The 17,242-nt window shown below is 72.0% G+C and carries 16 protein-coding genes; 3 read left to right on the forward strand and 13 right to left on the reverse strand.

The window, feature by feature from the left end:
* The first annotated feature begins 79 nt into the window (after positions 1-79).
* Positions 80-1,018: a lysophospholipid acyltransferase family protein gene (locus ACFQ6S_RS02495; RefSeq protein WP_383404280.1), complete on the forward strand. Its 939-nt coding sequence runs from the start codon at positions 80-82 to the stop codon at positions 1,016-1,018.
* Here ACFQ6S_RS02495 and ACFQ6S_RS02500 read toward each other — a convergent pair.
* Positions 1,008-3,341, reverse strand: a complete 2,334-nt coding sequence (locus ACFQ6S_RS02500) for an ATP-binding cassette domain-containing protein (RefSeq protein ID WP_383402285.1) — start codon at positions 3,339-3,341, stop codon at positions 1,008-1,010. The two genes, ACFQ6S_RS02495 and ACFQ6S_RS02500, sit on opposite strands and share 11 nt — an antisense overlap.
* A 170-nt stretch (positions 3,342-3,511) precedes the next feature.
* On the opposite strand from ACFQ6S_RS02500, the gene ACFQ6S_RS02505 reads away from it, so the two are divergent.
* Entirely contained in the window at positions 3,512-4,828 is a 1,317-nt protein-coding gene (locus ACFQ6S_RS02505) for a phytase (protein ID WP_383402288.1), read from the forward strand.
* 25 nt (positions 4,829-4,853) lie between these two features.
* Here the strand turns inward: ACFQ6S_RS02505 and ACFQ6S_RS02510 are convergent, their stop codons facing one another.
* The 7 genes from ACFQ6S_RS02510 to ACFQ6S_RS02540 form a co-directional block, all read right to left on the reverse strand.
* On the reverse strand, positions 4,854-5,852 hold the full coding sequence (locus ACFQ6S_RS02510) for an LLM class flavin-dependent oxidoreductase (protein WP_383402291.1): 999 nt from the start codon (positions 5,850-5,852) through the stop codon (positions 4,854-4,856).
* Between the two features lie 34 nt (positions 5,853-5,886).
* Positions 5,887-7,272, reverse strand: a complete 1,386-nt coding sequence (locus ACFQ6S_RS02515) for an FAD-binding oxidoreductase (RefSeq protein ID WP_383402294.1) — start codon at positions 7,270-7,272, stop codon at positions 5,887-5,889.
* Between the two features lie 129 nt (positions 7,273-7,401).
* The gene (locus tag ACFQ6S_RS02520) at positions 7,402-7,884 is read right to left on the reverse strand and encodes a response regulator transcription factor (protein WP_383402297.1); all 483 of its coding nucleotides are present in this window, start codon (positions 7,882-7,884) and stop codon (positions 7,402-7,404) included.
* Positions 7,884-9,074 carry a hypothetical protein gene (locus tag ACFQ6S_RS02525; protein ID WP_383402300.1) on the reverse strand — a complete coding sequence of 397 codons (1,191 nt, stop codon included), beginning with the start codon at positions 9,072-9,074 and terminating at the stop codon, positions 7,884-7,886. The genes ACFQ6S_RS02520 and ACFQ6S_RS02525 overlap by 1 nt, the downstream gene beginning before the upstream one ends.
* A gap of 93 nt (positions 9,075-9,167) precedes the next feature.
* Entirely contained in the window at positions 9,168-9,338 is a 171-nt protein-coding gene (gene rpmF, locus ACFQ6S_RS02530) for a 50S ribosomal protein L32 (protein WP_383402302.1), read from the reverse strand.
* A gap of 81 nt (positions 9,339-9,419) precedes the next feature.
* A complete protein-coding gene (locus tag ACFQ6S_RS02535) occupies positions 9,420-11,024 on the reverse strand; it encodes a cation acetate symporter (protein ID WP_383402305.1) in 1,605 nt (534 codons plus the stop codon).
* Positions 11,018-11,410, reverse strand: coding sequence for a DUF485 domain-containing protein (locus ACFQ6S_RS02540; RefSeq protein ID WP_383404282.1), 393 nt, complete (start codon positions 11,408-11,410; stop codon positions 11,018-11,020). Before ACFQ6S_RS02540 ends, ACFQ6S_RS02535 begins: the two co-directional genes overlap by 7 nt.
* 362 nt (positions 11,411-11,772) lie before the next feature.
* Here ACFQ6S_RS02540 and ACFQ6S_RS02545 point away from each other — a divergent pair, with 362 nt between their 5' ends.
* The gene (locus ACFQ6S_RS02545) at positions 11,773-12,264 is read left to right on the forward strand and encodes a hypothetical protein (RefSeq protein ID WP_383402308.1); all 492 of its coding nucleotides are present in this window, start codon (positions 11,773-11,775) and stop codon (positions 12,262-12,264) included.
* Between the two features lie 31 nt (positions 12,265-12,295).
* On the opposite strand, the gene ACFQ6S_RS02550 is transcribed toward ACFQ6S_RS02545, so the two are convergent.
* From ACFQ6S_RS02550 to egtA, 5 genes are all read right to left on the reverse strand, one after another.
* Entirely contained in the window at positions 12,296-12,511 is a 216-nt protein-coding gene (locus ACFQ6S_RS02550; RefSeq protein WP_383402310.1) for a dodecin, read from the reverse strand.
* A 66-nt stretch (positions 12,512-12,577) separates the two neighbouring features.
* Entirely contained in the window at positions 12,578-13,540 is a 963-nt protein-coding gene (egtD, locus tag ACFQ6S_RS02555; protein WP_383402313.1) for an L-histidine N(alpha)-methyltransferase, read from the reverse strand.
* Positions 13,537-14,328, reverse strand: coding sequence for an ergothioneine biosynthesis protein EgtC (gene egtC / locus ACFQ6S_RS02560; protein WP_383402316.1), 792 nt, complete (start codon positions 14,326-14,328; stop codon positions 13,537-13,539). Before egtC ends, egtD begins: the two co-directional genes overlap by 4 nt.
* Positions 14,328-15,647: an ergothioneine biosynthesis protein EgtB gene (gene egtB, locus ACFQ6S_RS02565; RefSeq protein ID WP_383402318.1), complete on the reverse strand. Its 1,320-nt coding sequence runs from the start codon at positions 15,645-15,647 to the stop codon at positions 14,328-14,330. The genes egtC and egtB overlap by 1 nt, the downstream gene beginning before the upstream one ends.
* Entirely contained in the window at positions 15,644-16,948 is a 1,305-nt protein-coding gene (gene egtA, locus ACFQ6S_RS02570) for an ergothioneine biosynthesis glutamate--cysteine ligase EgtA (RefSeq protein WP_383402321.1), read from the reverse strand. The genes egtB and egtA overlap by 4 nt, the downstream gene beginning before the upstream one ends.
* Between the last annotated feature and the right edge of the window lie 294 nt (positions 16,949-17,242).

Raw genomic sequence — 17,242 nt, forward strand, 5'->3', positions numbered from 1 at the left:
CATGAGCACCTCCTCCCTCGGTGCCGTCGGTGTCCCCACGGCGACCGCTCCCACGGCCGGCACACCGGCCGTCGGCATCATGAGCCACGCGCCCGACGCGGGGACCCTCTGGCGGCCCAGCGCCCCCTGCACCCCGCACACCTGCATCGACGCGGCGGGGGCGACCAGAGCCCTGCCCCTGGCCGTCCTGCGGATCGCGGTGGTCCTGGCCCTGCTGATCGTCGGATGCCTGCTGATGCCGCTCGGCGGGCGGATACCCGCCGGGCTGGTCCGGCGCTGGTGCCGCTGGATCGTACGGGCCGCGGGGGTCCGGGTACGCATCGGCGGCGGCGCGGCCCCGGACGGCGGGCTGCTGCTCGTCGCCAACCATGTGTCCTGGCTGGACATCCCGCTGGTCGCCGCCGTGCGCCCGGCCCGGATGCTCGCCAAGTCGGAGATCAGGGACTGGCCCGTCGCGGGGTGGCTGACCGCCCGCAGCGGCGCCCTGTTCATCGACCGGGACCGCATCCGTGCCCTGCCCGACACGGTGGCCCGGATCGCCGGGGCGCTGCGGGCCGGGGAGGCGGTCGCCGTGTTCCCCGAGGGCAGCACCTGGTGCGGTCGCGCCCAGGGCCACTTCCGCCGGGCCGCCTTCCAGGCCGCCCTCGACGCGGGCGTCCCCGTGCAGCCGGTGCGCCTGCGGTACGGGGTCGCCGGGGGCGCGTTCTCCACGGCGGCCGCGTTCGTCGGCCGGGACTCCCTGCTCTCCTCGGTGTGGCGGGTGACGCGGGCCCGTCGACTCGTCGCCGAGGCAGAGGTGTTGGAGCCGATCATGCCGAACAGCCGCCCCGACCGCCGCTCCCTGGCGACGGCGGCCGAAGTGGCGGCCGTACCGGGGCAGCGTCAGGTCCCGGTCCCGGTCCCCGCCCCGCAACGCGTCCTGCCCCGGCCGGCGACCGGCGGCAGCAGCACGGCGCCCGCCGCCGGCACCGGACAGCCGTCGGCTCCGGCACCGTCGCGCGAGCCCCTCACGGCATGACCCGGGCGAGATAGGGCGCGGTCGCGCTGTCTCGCGCCCCGGCCACCCGGGCGGGCGGACCCGCCGCCACGATCCGTCCGCCCGCGTCACCGCCGCCCGGCCCCAGGTCGATCACCCAGTCCGCGCCCGCCACGACGGACATGTCGTGCTCCACCACGACTACGGTGTGCCCGGCGTCGACCAGCCCGTGCAACTGGCGCATCAGCACCTCGACGTCGGCCGGGTGGAGTCCGGTGGTCGGCTCGTCGAGGAGGTACAGCGTGTGGCCGCGACGGCCGCGCTGCAACTCGCTCGCCAGCTTGATGCGCTGCGCCTCCCCGCCGGACAGCTCGGTGGCCGGCTGGCCCAGACGCAGATAGCCGAGGCCTACGTCGATCAGGGTGACCAGGCTGCGGGCCACGGCCGGGGTGTCCGCGAAGAACTCCGCCGCCGCCTCGACCGTGAGGTCGAGCACCTGCGCGATGTTCCGTCCCCGGTACGCCACTTGCAGCGTCTCGGGGTTGTAGCGCGCCCCGCCGCAGTCCGGGCACGGTGCGTAGGTGCTCGGCAGGAACAGCAGCTCGACGCTGACGAACCCCTCGCCCTGACAGGTCTCGCAGCGGCCTCCCGCCACATTGAAGGAGAAGCGTCCGACACCGTGGCCACGGGCCCGCGCCTCGTCGGTGGCGGCGAACACCTTGCGCACGACGTCGAAGAGGCCGGTGTAGGTGGCGAGGTTGGAGCGCGGGGTGCGCCCGATCGGCTTCTGGTCGACCGAGACCAGGCGGCCCACGCCCGCGAGGTCCTCGGTGATCTCGCCGATGAGCGTGGACTTGCCCGACCCCGAGACACCGGTGACGGCCGTGAACACCCCGAGCGGGAACTCGGCCGTCACCCCGCGCAGGTTGTGCCGGGTGACCGGACCGACCTTCAACCGACCGTGCGGGTCCCGCACTTGGCGTACGGCGGCGGGGGAGTCGTCGAACAGGAAACGGGCGGTGGCCGACTCCGTGACTGCCGCCAGCTCCGCCACCGGCCCGCTGTGCAGCACCCGCCCACCGTGCTCGCCGGCCAGCGGCCCCACGTCGACCAGCCAGTCGGCGCCGCGCATGACATCGAGGTGGTGCTCGACCACGAACACCGTGTTCCCGGCCGCCTTCAGCCGCGCCAGCACCCGCAGCAGGGCCTCCGTGTCCGCCGGGTGCAGCCCGGCGGACGGCTCGTCGAGGACGTACACGACACCGAACAGACCGGACCTGAGCTGGGTCGCGAGCCGCAGGCGCTGCAGTTCGCCCGCCGAGAGGGTCGGGGTGGCGCGGTCGAGGCTGAGATAGCCGAGGCCGAGCTCGACGACGGGTGCGATCCGGGACCTGAGGTCCTCCGTGAGGACACGGACCGTCTCCGAGGCGCCGCCGTCCAGCGTGCCCGCCAGCTCCGTGAGCGGCAGCGCGGCCACTTCCGCGATCGTCCGGCCGGCGAAGGTCACCGCCAGCGCCTCGGGCCGCAGCCGGCCGCCACCGCACGCCGGGCAGGGCTTGGCGGCGAGGAACCGCTCCGCCTTGGCCCGGAGGGTCTGGCTCTTGGAGTCGGAGAACGTCTTCATCACATACCGCCGGGCACTCATGTACGTGCCCTGGTACGGCCGTTGGATGCGGTCGGCGTCGCGCACCGGGTGGACGGTGACGACCGGCTGCTCGTCGGTGAAGAGGATCCACTCCCGCTGCTCGGCGGGCAGAGCGTGCCAGGGCCGTTCGACGTCGTAGCCGAGCGCGTCGAGGATGTCGCGCAGGTTCTTGCCCTGCCACGCACCGGGCCAGGCGGCGATGGCACCCTCCCGGATCGACAGCGCCGGATCGGGGACCAGCAACTCCTCGGTCGTACGGTGCACCTGGCCGAGCCCATGACACTCCGGGCACGCCCCCGCCGCGGTGTTCGGCGAGAAGGCGTCCGAGTCGAGCCGCTCGGCGCCCGGCGGGTAGTCACCGGCGCGGGAGTACAGCATGCGCAGGGAGTTGGACAGGTTGGTGACCGTGCCCACCGAGGAGCGGGACGTCGGTGCCGAGCGGCGCTGCTCCAGGGACACGGCGGGCGGGAGCCCGGTGATCTCGCCGACCTTCGGCGCGCCGACCTGATGGATCAGCCTGCGGGCGTAGGGCGCGACCGACTCGAAGTAGCGGCGCTGGGCCTCGGCGTAGATCGTGCCGAAGGCGAGCGAGGACTTCCCCGAACCGGACACCCCCGTGAACACGGTCAGCACATCGCGCGGGATGTCGACGTCCACACCCTTGAGGTTGTGCTCACGGGCGCCGCGGACGCGGACGTTCGGGTCGTGCGAGGAGTGCATGGGGCAAGGGCTCCGGGAGGGACGGGACGAGGTCGGGGGCAAACCCCGCGATTCTATGCGAACCAGACGCGGCGCCCGCATGAACCACCTGATGTTCACGGTGCCGTCGGCCCGCCCACACCGGTCGCCCATAGCGTCTCGCCCGTCACTTTTCCTACTGAGGAGTATTCGTGAGCGCTTCCGCTCTGAGCACTCTCACCGCCGCGCTGCTGATGGTCACGGGTGCCTCCGCCCCGCAGCCGGTCTCCGTCTCCGCGCGTGCGGAGACGCCCGCCGTGTACGACGACGAGGCGGGCGGCAACGCCGACGCCGACGACCCGGCCGTCTGGGTCGACCCCGGCAATCCGGCTCGTAGTCTCGTCATCGGCACCCTCAAGGAGGCCGGCCTCGACGTCTACGACCTCGACGGCAGGCGCCTGCAGCACATCGCCGCCCCCGCGGCGCCCGGCGAGGAGGCCGCGCCCGGCCGCTTCAACAACGTCGACGTCGTCTACGGCTTCGAACTGGGCGGCAGGAAGACCGACCTGGCCCTGGTCAGCGACCGCGGCCGGGACCGGGTCCGGGCCTACGCGATCGACCCGGCCGCCGTGGCCGCGGGCCGGCCCCCGCTGAGGGACGTGACCGCGGCGAACGCGGCGCCGGTCTTCTCCGCGAGCGAGGCCGAGGTCGACGACCAGCGCACCGCCTACGGCCTGGCCGCCTTCAGCGACGACGACAACGCCTACGCCGTGGTGTCGCGCCGCTCGGAGACACGCCTGCGGCTGCTGCAGCTTCAGGACCGTGGCGGCCGCGTCGGCTACAAGACGGAGGACACCCTCGATCTGCCCGGCTCCTTCACCCTGCCGAACGGGCGGAGCTGGACGCCGTGCGCCGACCCCGGCGACCACGCCCAGGTCGAGGGCATGACCGTGGACCAGCAGGAGCACGTCCTGTACGCGGCCCAGGAGGACGTCGGGCTGTGGCGGATCGACCTGGACGACGAGGAGTTCGAGCGCCCGAAGCTGATCGACCGGGTGCGGGAGTACGGCACTCCGTGGACGTACGACGCCGAGGAGGAGGAGTGCGTCGTCGACACCGCGGACGACCCCGGCTTCGGCGGTGAGCACCTCAGCGCCGACGCGGAGGGCGCGGCGATCTACCACGCCGCCGACGGCAAGGGCTATCTGCTCGCCTCCAGCCAGGGCGACAACACCTTCGCCGTGTACGAGCGCCAGGGCCGCAACGCCTACCTCGGGTCCTTCGCCGTCACCGACAGCGCCGCCACCGACGGGGTGCAGCACTCCGACGGTGCCGTCGTGGTCAACGTCCCGCTGGGCCGGTCCTTCCCCAAGGGCCTGCTCGTCACCCACGACGGGGAGGCCACGCCCGCGGACGGGGAGCGGGAGGGCACCAACTTCAAGTTCACCCGCTGGGACTCGGTGTCCGGCGCGTTCCCGAAGCCGCTGACCGTCGACACCAAGTCCTTCGACCCCCGCGATACGGACTGAGCCGGCGCATCTCCGCTCGCCCGGATCAGGCGTCGACGATCCGGGCGAGCCGGCGGTAGGAGTCCACGAGCGCCGTACGGTCGTACGTACTGGTCGTGACCAGCACCTCCTGCGCCCCCGTCTCCTTCAGCACCGTCTCCAGCTCGTGCGCGACCTGCTCCTGAGTGCCCGCGATGTGCCCGGCGAGACCGCCCTCGTAGAAGCCGCGCTCCTTGTCGGTCATCGTCAGCGCCTCGACGCGCTCGGCGGGCGGCAACGGCGGGAAGGTGCCGTGCGTGCGCGAGTACGCCATCGACCAGGCCTCCGGCACGAGCAGCCGCCGGGCCTCCTCGGGTGTGGCGGCCACCGCGATCGTGCCGGAGATCATGACGTACGGCTCGGCGGCCCAGGCGGAGGGCCGGAAGTGTGCGCGGTAGAGATCGATCCCGCGCTGCATCTTCTCCCTGTTCCTGAGGTCGCCGATGACCATCGGCAGCCCCGCGCGAGCCGCGATGTCCGCTCCCTCGCCCATGGCCAGCACGAACGGCGGCACGGTCAGACCCTCGGCGGGGCGTGCGTGGACTCCGGTCGGTGAGGTGCCGCGGAACCAGCCGAGCAGCTCCTGGATCTGCACCGCGAAGTCCTCCGAGACCCCCTTGTCCCGCCCGAGCGCCTTGCGCACGCCGTCCGTGAAGCCGACGGACCGCCCGAGTCCCATGTCGATGCGGCCGGGGAACAGCGACTCCAGTACCCCGAACTGCTCGGCCACGACCAGCGGTTGATGATTGGGCAGCATCACCCCGCCGGTCCCGACCCGGATGGTGCGGGTCGCGGAGGCGACCGCCGCGGCCAGCACGGTCGGCGCCGAGCCGGCGACGCCGGGCACGCCGTGGTGTTCCGAGACCCAGAACCGGTGATAGCCGAGCGCCTCGATCTCCCGCGCCAGCTCCACGGTGTCACGCAGCGCCTCTCCGTTCGTGTGGCCCTCGCGGGTGCGGGAGCGGTCCAGGACGGAGAAGCGGGTCGAGGCGATCACGGAGCTCATACAGGGTTCAACACCTGGGAGCCGGAAGGATTCCTCACGGTGCGATGTTGTGGTTCAGACGGAACAGGTTCCCGGGGTCGTAGCGCTGCTTCAGCTCCTTGAGACGGGTGTAGTTCGCGCGATAGTTGGTCTGCACGCGGTCCTGGTCGTCGCCGTCCATGAAGTTCACGTAGCCGCCTTCCATGGAGTGCGGCTCCAGCGCCCGGTGGAAGGCGCGCACCCAGTCCTTGCGGGCCTCGCAGTCCTCCCGGGTGGTGAGCGTCGGGCTGAGCGCGATCGAGTAGTCGGCGTCCCGGTAGGAGAAGGCGGTCTCCTCAGGGCCCACGCGGTGGCAGGCTCCGTCGATGGGGAAGACGACCGTCACGCTCTGGATCGAGGGCGTGGTGGCGCCGTACTCGACGAGGGCGTCGACGGCTCCGTCCGGCAGGCCGCGGGTGAAGGAGCCCTTCCAGTAGTGGTAGAGGCCGGCGGGCACCAACTCGTCGAAGAGCGTGTTGATCAGCGGGTAGGGAATGCGCTCCAGATGCCGGCCCAGCACCGGCCCGAGGGCGGCGACGCGCTCCCGGATCCGGTCGTCCTCGTCCCGCGGTCCGCTCCAGCAGGCGACCACACCGCACAACGGCCGGCCGTGCCAGCGCTCGGGCAGGAACGGCACCGGCGGTCCGAGCCCGACGACGAAGACGGCTCCGAGCCTTTCGTCGGCTTCGGCGACCAGTTCCCGGTAGCGGCGGAGCACATCGGCGTCGAGCGGGAAGAAGACCGGCCCGCCGAGGACGTCGGCGATGGGGTGCAGCCGGAAGGCGAAGGACGTGACGACCCCGAAGTTCCCGCCGCCCCCGCGCACCGCCCACATCAGGTCGCTGTGCTGGTCGTCCGTACAGGTCACGAAGGTCCCGTCGGCGGTCACCAGGTCCACCGCGACGAGGTTGTCGCAGGCCAGACCGCAGCGCCGGGCCAGGTGGCCCATGCCGCCGCCGGTCGTCAGGCCGCCCACGCCGGTCGTGGAGACGACCCCGCCGGTGGTGGCCAGGCCGAACGCGTGCGTGGCGTGGTCGACGTCCGCCCACGTGCAGCCGCCCTGGACCCAGGCGACGCGCCTCGCCGGATCGACGCGAATGCCGCGCATCCCGCCGAGGTCGAGGACGACACCGTCGTCGCAGGTCCCGTGGCCGGGGACGCTGTGGCTGCCGCCGCGCACCGCCAGCGGGAGGCCCTGGTCGCGGGCGAGGCCGACCGCGGCGATGACGTCACCGGCGTCCGCCGCCCGCACGATGATCGCCGGCCGCCGGTCGTGCATGGCGTTGTAGACCTTGCGGGCCTCGTCGTAGGCCGGATCGCCGGGCTCGACGAGGTCGCCGCGCACGGCCCCGCGCAACCGGGCCGTCAGCTGGGGGTCGAGGGTCGCTGTGGAGGTGCTCATGGCCGCCGCTCTCCGTTCCTGTGCCGGGAAGGGGTACCTCACCGGTGTACGCGCACGAAGGGGGAGCGCTCATCGCCGGAATCGCCCATCCCCGGGGGAGCGGAGCATGGGCCGAACGGCCCATACGCGTCAGGCGAGGCCGTGCCGGAACGCGTACGCCGTCGCCGCCGCCCGCGAGGACACGTCGAGCTTGGCGAAGATGTTGTTCAGGTGCCGGGCGACGGTGTGCTCGCTGATCACCAGCTCCGCCGCGACCGCCCGGTTCGTGCGGCCCGCTGCGACCAGCCGCAGCACCTGGATCTCCCGCTCGGTGAGCCCGCCGGGCCGCCCCGGGCGCACATCGGCGAGCAGCGCCGCCGCCCGGCGCGCTTCCGGTACGGCGCCGAGCCGGCGGAAGGTCTGCTCGGCGGCCCGCAGCTCCATCCGGGCGCCCTCGTCGTCCCCGGCGGCCCGGTCGGCGGCGGCCAGGGTCATCCGCACCTGTGCCGCCTCGTACGGCACCCGCAGCTCCAGCCAGAGAGTGAGCGCCCGGCGCAACCGGGGCAGCGCGCGGTCGAGGTCCCGAGCCGCGAACGCCACCGCTCCGCAGGCGCCGGCGGAGCTCGCGTGCATCAGGGTCGCCTCCGATCCGCACCACCGCTGCCAGTCCCGGGCCAGTGACCGAAGCTCTTCGGCCGCCGCGCGTGCCTCGGCCGTCCGGCCCAGCGCCAGGCCGACCTCCACCCGGGCCGCGAGCAGCCGGCACCGTGCGAGACCGCCGGCCTCGGCGCCGTTCGCGGGGGCGAGCCGCAGGGCCGTGGCCGACGCGTCGGCCTTGCCCTGGGCCAGCGCAGCAGGGCCAGGCCGGGCTGCGGGTCGCGGCCGAGTTCGTGGGCTCGGTCGTAGGACTGCTCGGCCGCCGTGAGCTCTCCGCGCCGCCGCTGGATCTGACCGACCAGGTAGACCGCCTCGGCGGCCATCCGCCGCTCGTACGGCAGCAGTTCCTCGCAGGTCCGCTCGGCCTCGGTCAGCGCCTCGTCCCAGCTGCCCCGCAGTTCCAGCACCTCCACCCGGTGCACCCGGCACAGTCCGCGGAAGTTGTTCTCGGCCGGCATCGCCGCGCACCACCGCATGGCGGCGTCGGTCCATTCGGCGGCGCGTTCCAGATCGACGCAGGCCATGGACTGCTGAAGGCCCAGGCAGTAGACCCACCCGGTGAAGAAGGAGCTGAGCTCACCCGCCATGGCCGAGCACATCGCCTCGTCCAGGAGGCCGAGCCCCTCACTGACGCGCCCCTGGGCCACCAGTACGCCGGCCTGCGCCTGGACGCCCATGGCGAGCAGATCCGGGCTGCCGCGGCGGCGCGCGATCGAGGCCATGTGGCGGGCGGCGGTCATGGCCTCGTCGAACGCACCGCGCCGCTGGGCGTCCTCCGCGTCGACCCAGACGAGGTAGCACTGCTCGACGCACTCCGGCTCGTCGCGCAGATGCCGCCGCGCCCGGCGCAGCCAGCCCGCGGCCACGGCGCTGCGCCCCGCCAACTGATGCTCGTAGAACAGCAGCCAGGCCGAGTGGCCCGCCTGCCGGGCCGCGTCCGCCGCGACGTACCCGGAGTAGGCGCGCGTCCGCTGGACGACCGACTCCTCCACCCGGCTCGTCCACCAGGCGGCGTCGGCGAACGCGGCACGGTCGTCGGGGGTGAGGAAAGCGGGATCGAGGGCGCCCAGCAGCCGGAACGCCTCCGCCCACGCCTCACGCGCGACGGCCTCCCTGGCCTGCCGCAGGGTGTCCGCGGCTGCCCTGTCGATGGTCCGCTCGGTCACCCGCGGCTCCCTTCTCGCGCGCTGCGAGCAGGTCCGGCCCTCCACCAGAATAGGCAGGACGCCGGGTCGTCCCGCCCACCACGAGAAAGCCGGTCAGCCTTCGGGGCGCAGCAGCCCGCGCTCGTACGCCCTGACCAGGTGCTGCGGCACGAGGTGGCTGACGCCGTCGATGGTGAGGGGCACGAGCCGGGGCGTGCTCGCCTTCCACTGGGCGCGGCGGTGGCGGGTGTTGCTGCGGGACATCTTCCGCTTGGGGACAGCCATCCAGGACCTCCTCGGTGGGTGAACATCGAGGAGGCTATATGAAAATGGATCCCATTAACAATTGACGGCGTGGGGAGAGGTCTACTCCTTGGCGCCCACCAGCATCCGCACCTCGAACTCCTGGTAGGCGGCGTCGTCCTGGGGCTGTTGACGGTCGCTCAGTACGGTGCCGAGCCAGCCGAGGAGGAAGCCGGCCGGGATGGAGACGATGCCCGGGTTCTGGAGCGGGAACCAGGCGAAGTCCGACTCCGGATAGAACGACCCCGGCGTGGAGGAGACCACGGGGGAGAACAGCACCAGCAGGACCGAGCAGACCAGTCCGCCCCAGAGGCTGAGCAGCGCTCCCTGACCGGTGAAGCGGCGCCAGAAGAGGGTGTAGACGATCGTCGGCAGGATCGCCGACGCCGCGATGGCGAAGGCGAGGAAGGCGAGCGTCGCGGTGTTGGCGCCCCAGGAGACGAGCGCGAGCAGCATCGCGAGGACGCCGATGACGACCGCGGACAGCCGGGCGACCAGCAGTTCCTCGGTCTCGCTCGCGCGGCCCCTGCGGATCACCTCGCCGTACAGGTCGTGGGCGAGCGACGAGGCGGCGGCCAGGGTGAGGCCGGCCGCGACGGCGAGCAGCGTGACGAAGGCGAGGCAGGACAGCAGGGCCGTGAGGACACCGCCGCCCAGGGCGTTGGCGAGGAGCAGTACGGCCGCGTCGCCCTTGTGGTCCGTGTTCGCGATGGTCTCCCGGCCGACCACGGCGGTGGCGCCGAGGCCGAGGACGCCGGCCGCGAGGCAGACCAGACCGACCAGGCCGACCGCCCACATGAGGGAGGAGCGCAGTACGGCGACCTTGCGCGGGGCGAGCAGGCGCATCAGCACATGGGGGAGAGCGGAGAGACCGAGGACGATCGCCAGCTCCAGGCTGAAGAAGTCGAGCTTGCTGGTGGTGCTGGCGCCGTAGCGCAGCCCGGGTTCGAGGAAGCGGGCGCCGGTGCCGCTGTGGTCGGCGGCCGCGGACAGCAGGGTGCCCGGGTTCCAGTCGTAGCGGTGCAGCACCATGACCGCGGTGACCGTCACGCCCGCCACCAGCATCACCGCCTTGATGATCTGGATGACCGTGGCACCGGGCGCGCCGCCGATGGCCGCGTACACGATGACGACGGTGCCGATCACGATCACGCACAAGGTGCGGGTCACGGCGCTGGGTTCGCCGGTGAACTGGGTCAGCAGGGCGATGCTGCCCACGAGTTGGGCGACCAGATAGAGGGTCGTGATGGCCAGTGTGCACACGGCGAGGGCGAGCCGCGCCGGCCGTTGCAGCCGGGGCATCCGCAGGGCCAGGGTGTCGCCGAGAGTGAACTTGCCCGCGCGGCGCAGGGGTTCGGCGATCAGCATCAGCACCATCATCCAGGCCACCACGGTGCCGCCGAGGTACAGCAGGCCGTCGTAGCCGGTGAGGGCGACCAGTCCGGTGCTGCCGAGCAGCGTGGCGGCCGACACGTAGTCGCCGCACATCGCCAGGCCGTTGCGCAGCGGGGACATGGTGCGGTTGCCGAGGTAGAACTCGCTGATCTCGTCGCGCTGAGGGGCCGTCAGCAGCGCCATGAACAGCGTGACCACGACCACCGACAGGAACAGCACAAAGGTCAGTTGCAGGCTGAACCGGTCGCCGATGCCTGCGGACAGGGTCACCACGTGCGGTACCCCCTGGCGCCGGGGTGGACGGCCTGCCCGGCCTGGCCATGCGGTGCGGCGCCATGGGACGAGCCCGGGTCCGGCCGGCGGTGGAGTGTCTCCGGCTGATGGTGCAGTCGCGAGCCCAGGCCACGGACCAGCGGGTCGACCCGGGTGCGCATGTGCCGTACGTAGCACCAGGCCGTCACGCCCATCACGACGAACTGACCGAGGCCCAGCGCGAGGCCGAGGGTGAGGTCGCCGGCCAGACGCTGGTTCATCAGGCCGGGGACGGTGTGCGACAGCAGTACGTACAACAGGAATCCGCCGACCGACAGGAGGGTCGCACGGACGCCGAACCTGCGCTGAGCGCGGCGCAGCGAGTGAAATTCCGGGTCTTCAGATATGCGTTTGGGCCGTACGGGATCATTAATCGGCGAACTGTATGTGAGAGAATTGTCGTGCCATGGTGAAAACTCGGGCACAGGCGCACCTTCTTCGCTGCGGCATGCCGAACGCACTGGTGAGTGCAGGCCTGATGGGGGGACGGGTTTCGGGCGGCGAGAGCCGGAAGCCGGAGTATGACAGCGCTCTCTTTGAGCAATCAACCGTCGATCTGAATTGCCGTCCCGCGGTGGCGCATTCGCACCCCTCGTGATTTTTCGTCGATCTTGTGGGGCCTGCGGAAAACGGCTCTCCGGGAATTAGTCCGGACCATTTCCTCGGGTCGGACTGTCTCAAATCAGGACCCACGCCTAGGGTGAGAGGCGTGACCGACAGCAACGACCGTCCGCTCGCGGTGTTCGACCTGGACAACACCCTCGCCGACACGGCGCACCGGCAGCACTTCCTGGAGCGCAAGCCGCGCGACTGGGACGGATTCTTCGCGGCCGCCCCGCAGGACCCGCCGATCGAGCAGGGCGTCGCACTGGTGCGGGAGAGTGCCGGGGAATGCGAGGTCCGCTATCTCACCGGGCGCCCCGAGCGCTGCCGGCGTGACACGCTCGACTGGCTCGCGGCGCACGGACTGCCCGAAGGGCGCGTGTACATGCGGCGCAACGACGATCGCAGGCCCGCCCGGCGCACCAAGCTCGAGATTCTGCGCCGCCTCGCCCGCACCCGCGAGATCCGGGTGCTGGTGGACGACGACGAGTTGGTGTGCGAGGACGCCGAACGCGCCGGATTCACCGTCGTACGGGCACGCTGGACCGCCCCTTCCGCCGCGCTGAAGGTGGCGCAGGAGCGGGAGGGGCGGACCTGAGGGGCCGTATCTGAGGACCGGACCCGGCGTGTTACCCGGCTTCGTCCAGGCGGAAGCCAACCTTCATGGTCACCTGCCAGTGCGCGATCTGCCCGCCGTCGAGCTGGCCACGCACCTCGGTCACCTCGAACCAGTCCAAGTTGTGCAAGGTCTGCGAGGCCCGCGTGATGCCATTGCGGATCGCCTGGTCCACGCCCTCGGGCGAGGTGCCGACGATGTCCGTCACACGGTAGGTGTGGTTCGACATGTGGGTGCTCCTCTCACACGCGTCACTCCACCGTGCCCCAAGGCGGGGCATCGCGCGAGCCGTCCGTCACCGCGCCACGCTCAGTGACAGCGCGAAGCGACCCTGACCGTCCGTCCACCAGTGCGCCAGCTCCAGTCCGGCCGCGGACAGTTCCGTGCGGACCCCTTCCTTCCGGAACTTCGCCGACACCTCGGTGCGCATCTCCTCGCCCGACGCGAACTCGACGGCGAGGTCCAGGGCGGGCACCTTCACCGTCTGCGCCGTACGCGCGCGCAGCCGCATCTCGATCCACTCGTGGTCCGGGTTCCAGAGCGCCACGTGCTCGAAGGCACCGGGATCGAAGTCGGCACCGAGCTCCCGGTCGATCACGGTCAGCACGTTCTTGTTGAACGCGGCCGTCACCCCGGCCGCGTCGTCGTAGGCGTCGACCAGGACCCGCTCGTCCTTGACCAGGTCCGTGCCGAGCAGCAGCGCGTCACCGGGGGAGAGCAGGGCTCGCACGGAGGCGAGGAACGCGGCGCGCTCGGCGGGCAGCAGATTGCCGATCGTGCCGCCCAGGAACGCCACCAGCCGGGGACCTGGCGTGTCCGGCAGGTCCATGCCCGCCGTGAAGTCGGCGATCAGGGCATGGACGTTCAGATCCGGCCGCTCCTGGACGAGTGCCTGCCCGGCCTGGGTGAGCGCGCTCTCGCTGACGTCCACCGGGACGTAGGTGTGCAGTCCGGTCAGCGCGTCGATCAGGTACCGCGTCTTCTCCGAGGAGCCGGAGCCCAGTTCGACCAGGGTGCGGGCGCCGGTGACGGCGGCGATCTCGTCGGCCCGGTCGACGAGGATCTCGCGCTCGGCGCGCGTCGGGTAGTACTCGGGCAGTTCGGTGATCTTCTCGAAGAGCTCGCTGCCCTGCGCGTCGTAGAACCACTTCGGCGGCAGCGTCTTGGGCGTGCCCCTCAGGCCCTCCAGGACGTCGGCGCGCAGTGCGGCATCGGTGGCGTCCTCGGGCAGGGTGCGGGTGATGAGGAACGGACTCACGTGCTGGGCTCCTTGTGTGGTGCGGGGGCCAGGGGGCCGCTCGGTTCCTTGAGCGGGGTGAGCAGAACGTCGGTGCGGCTCGCCGCGAGCAGGGTGTGGTCGGGGACCTCCTGCCAGTGCGGATCGTCGTCGTAGGGCTCGGAGGCCACGACGGTGCCGCCGCCGGGCCGGGTCAGATACCAGAGCGTGTCGCCCCAGGCGGTCGCGGCGATGGTCTCGCCGTTGGTGAGCAGCAGGTTGAGCCGGGAGCCGGGGGCCGCCTCGGCGACCTCCACGACCGTGTCGGCCAGCGCCTGCCCCAGCTCGTCGCCGCCGCGCAGCCGCGCGAGGACCAGCGCCCACACGAACGCCGAGTCGTTGCGGGCCTCCAGTGACAGCAGGTCCACGGCCGGGAGGCCGGGCACGAGCGGCGTCAGCGTGCCGGGCCAGCCCTTGACGGCGCCGTTGTGGCTGAACAGCCAGGGTCCCGTGGCGAACGGCGCCGCCGCGGCCTCCTGGTCGGCGCCCGGCACCGTCGCGTCCCGTACGGCGGCGAGCAGCGCGGTGCTCCGCACCACCCGGGCCAGATCGGCGAACGACGGATCCGCCCAGATCGGCCCCGCGCGGCGATAGCGACCCGGCACCGGGTCCTCCTCGGCGTACCAACCGACCCCGAAGCCATCGGCGTTGACGGTCCCGTGCTGCTGCCGCCGCGGTGCCCACGACTGGCGGAACAGACCGTGCGGGGGTGCCACGAGGAGCCGGCCGAGCGGCTCCCCGGGCCCCAGATAGGCCAGATGACGGCACATCAGAGGTCCCCCGCGGAGCGGGCCGTGCGGAAGCCGGAGAAGATCTGCCGCCGTATCGGATAGTCCCAGTTGCGGAAGGTGCCCCGGCAGGCCACCGCGTCCACGGCGAACGAACCGCCGCGCAGCACCTTGTGCTCGGGCCCGAAGAACACCTCCGAGTACTCCTTGTACGGGAACGCCTGGAAGCCCGGGTACGGCAGCAGGTCGCTCGCCGTCCACTCCCACACGTCACCGATCAACTGCCGTACGCCGAGCGGTGATTCGCCCTCCGGGTAGCTTCCGGCGGGCGCCGGGCGCAGATGCCGCTGACCGAGGTTGGCGTGCTCCGGCGTCGGATCGGCGTCGCCCCACGGGTAGCGCATCGAGCGGTCCGCGGCCGGGTCGTGCCGGGCGGCCTTCTCCCACTCGGCCTCGGTGGGCAGCCTGCGCCCGGCCCACCGGGCGTAGGCGTCGGCCTCGTACCAGCACACGTGCAGCACCGGCTCGTCCGGCGGCACGACCTCGGTGACGCCGAAGCGCCGCCTGAGCCACTGCTTGCCGTCCCGGTGCCAGAACAGCGGCGCGTGGATGGAGTGCTGCCGGATGTGCGCCCAGCCCTCCGGGGTCCACCAGCGGTCGTCGTCATAGCCGCCGTCCGCGATGAACGCCTGGTACGCGGCGTTCGTCACCGGCGTGGTGTCGATGTAGAACGACGGCACCTCGCGCCGGTGCGCCGGGCGTTCGTTGTCCAGCGCCCACGGCTCGGTCGAGGTGCCCATGGTGAACGGGCCGCCGGGGACCAGGACTTCGGACGGCCCCGTGAACAGGGGCGCCGGGTCAGGGTCGGGGGCGGTCAGGGCCTGCGGGCCCTTGCGGAGCTGATGGGTGATCAGCATGGTCTCGTCGTGCTGCTGCTCGTGCTGCGCGATCATCCCGAAGGCGAAGCCCGCCTCGGTCAGCCGGGTCCCGTGGAAGGCCGTGCCGTCCAGGATGTCCAGCACCCTTCCGCGCACCTCGGAGGCGTAGTTCCGGGCCTCGGCCGGCGGCAGCAGCGGCAGCGTGGGTCGTGCGGCGCGCGGGTGCTCGAAGGCGTCGTAGATGCCGTCGATCTCGGGCCGCATCGCGTCCCGCCCGCCCACCGTCCGGAGCAGCCACTGCTCCTCCTGGTTGCTGATGTGCGCGAGGTCCCAGACCAGCGGCGACATCAGCGGCGAGTGCTGGGCTGTCAGGTCGGGGTCCTCGACGCAGCTGGTCAGCAGGGTCGTGCGGGCACGGGCGGTGGTGAGGGTGGTCAGTGCCCGCTCGCGGAGAGTGTCGGCGTCGAAAGCGGGGTCGGTCATGTCCGGTTGTCCTTCCCATGCAGGGTGCGGTCCGTGCCGTAGAGCTCGTCCAGAAGGTCGTCGGCGGGGCAGCGGCCCCGTGCGACATAGCGGTCCCGGTACGCCGCCACGGCGTCCGTGACCTCGGTCGTGGCGCCCAGCCGGGGCAGGGCCTCCAGCGCCGCCGTGAAACAGGTGTCCGCGACCTCCCGCAGCTCGGGATCGGCGAGGCCCGAGCGGGCCGCGTCGATCCACAGCGGATTGTGCGGCGCGGGCAGCGGCAGCGCGCGCTCGGCCAGCGGCTTCACGGCGCGGTAGGCGGTCTCGGCCGCCTCCGGGTCGTCGAAGAGCGCGGTCGTCACGGCGAGCGGCACGATCCAGCCGTCCTCGCCGGGCTGGGCGTCGATCATGCGCAGTTCCAGATGACCACGCGGTCTGACCGGCGGGAACAGCGTCGTGAGGTGATAGTCCAGATCCTCCTGCGTCGGCGGCCTGGGCGCCCCCGATCTGGTCCACTCCCGGAACGACAGGCTCTCCGGGACGTCCCACGCGCCGCCGTCCTGTCGTACGCACATCACCGGCGCATCCACCACGTGCCGGGCCCAGGCGGCCCGTGGATCGCCGTCCAGCGGCGGAGCGCCCGCGCGGCCCGCGCCGATCTCCATCCACAGCAGCTGCCGGGTGGAGAGCCAGCCGGTGGGCTCGCGCCCCGCCAGCGGGGAGTTGGCGAAGGCGGCGACGAGAACGGCGCCCAGATGGTGCGCCAGCCACCAGCGCCGCCCGTGCCCGAGCGGGCCGGGTTCCTCGTATCCGGCGTCCAGGCACACCTGCACCGAGGCCGAGGTGCACATCATGGCGCGGCCGGCCGGGCCGACACGGTCCAGACTGGCCTCCATCGCGTCATAGCGTGGCTGACGCAGGAACCGGCGGGGCGAGTGCCAGGGGTCGTTGCCGATGCCGACCAGACCCAGATCGTGGGCGCGCAGTACCTCGCGCGCGGCGTCGAGGTCGGCGGAGACGGTACCGATGCACTCCATCAGCGAGGCGGCGGGAGGGGAGCTCAGCTCCAGCTGACCGCCGGGTTCGACGGTGAGCGCCGACTTCAGGGGCACGGTCCGCAGTGCGGCGTAGGCCGCTTCGAGTCGTTCGGGTGTCACGGGGAGCTGCGGGCTGCGCAGCTCATGGACGAGCCATTCCACTTCGACCCCGAGGGTGCGTGGCGGGCCGGTCTTGAAGCAGATGCCCCGGACCAGGGCTTCCACCTCGGCTTCGGTGACTGCGGAGCGCGGCTGCTCCGTACAATCACTCACCGAATCGGACATGTCGGGATCCTCCTGAGTTTCCAGGGTGCCACCGGCCCGGATCTTGCGGCCCGGCTCGGCACACTCGTCCAACCCAAGACCCTCGCGTCGCTTCGCACAAGGGTGCGTACCGGCACGTTCCGGGTCGGTAACATCCGCTCCCCGAGTGTTAGCTGGGGCTTTCCCGATCGTTCTCGGTGGGCTGTGGGCCCGGAATTCTGTTGCACCGCATGACCAGCATCGCTCACGATGCCTGCGTGAGCACGGCGGGGGAGATCGCGGGCATCCGGAGCGGTCGCACGATCATGGCGCGAA

This window comes from Streptomyces sp. NPDC056479, assembly GCF_042795335.1.
GTDB lineage: Bacteria > Actinomycetota > Actinomycetes > Streptomycetales > Streptomycetaceae > Streptomyces.

Excerpts from the sequence above, each read along its gene's own strand:
- ACFQ6S_RS02495 (WP_383404280.1), top strand. The coding sequence starts at position 80 with ATGAGCCACGCGCCCGACGCGGGGACCCTCTGGCGGCCCAGCGCCCCC.
- ACFQ6S_RS02500 (WP_383402285.1), bottom strand. The coding sequence starts at position 3,341 with ATGCACTCCTCGCACGACCCGAACGTCCGCGTCCGCGGCGCCCGTGAG.
- ACFQ6S_RS02510 (WP_383402291.1), bottom strand. The coding sequence starts at position 5,852 with ATGAGCTCCGTGATCGCCTCGACCCGCTTCTCCGTCCTGGACCGCTCC.
- ACFQ6S_RS02515 (WP_383402294.1), bottom strand. The coding sequence starts at position 7,272 with ATGAGCACCTCCACAGCGACCCTCGACCCCCAGCTGACGGCCCGGTTG.
- ACFQ6S_RS02520 (WP_383402297.1), bottom strand. The coding sequence starts at position 7,884 with ATGCACGCGAGCTCCGCCGGCGCCTGCGGAGCGGTGGCGTTCGCGGCT.
- rpmF (WP_383402302.1), bottom strand. The coding sequence starts at position 9,338 with ATGGCTGTCCCCAAGCGGAAGATGTCCCGCAGCAACACCCGCCACCGC.
- ACFQ6S_RS02550 (WP_383402310.1), bottom strand. The coding sequence starts at position 12,511 with ATGTCGAACCACACCTACCGTGTGACGGACATCGTCGGCACCTCGCCC.
- egtC (WP_383402316.1), bottom strand. The coding sequence starts at position 14,328 with ATGTGCCGTCATCTGGCCTATCTGGGGCCCGGGGAGCCGCTCGGCCGG.
- egtB (WP_383402318.1), bottom strand. The coding sequence starts at position 15,647 with ATGACCGACCCCGCTTTCGACGCCGACACTCTCCGCGAGCGGGCACTG.
- egtA (WP_383402321.1), bottom strand. The coding sequence starts at position 16,948 with ATGTCCGATTCGGTGAGTGATTGTACGGAGCAGCCGCGCTCCGCAGTC.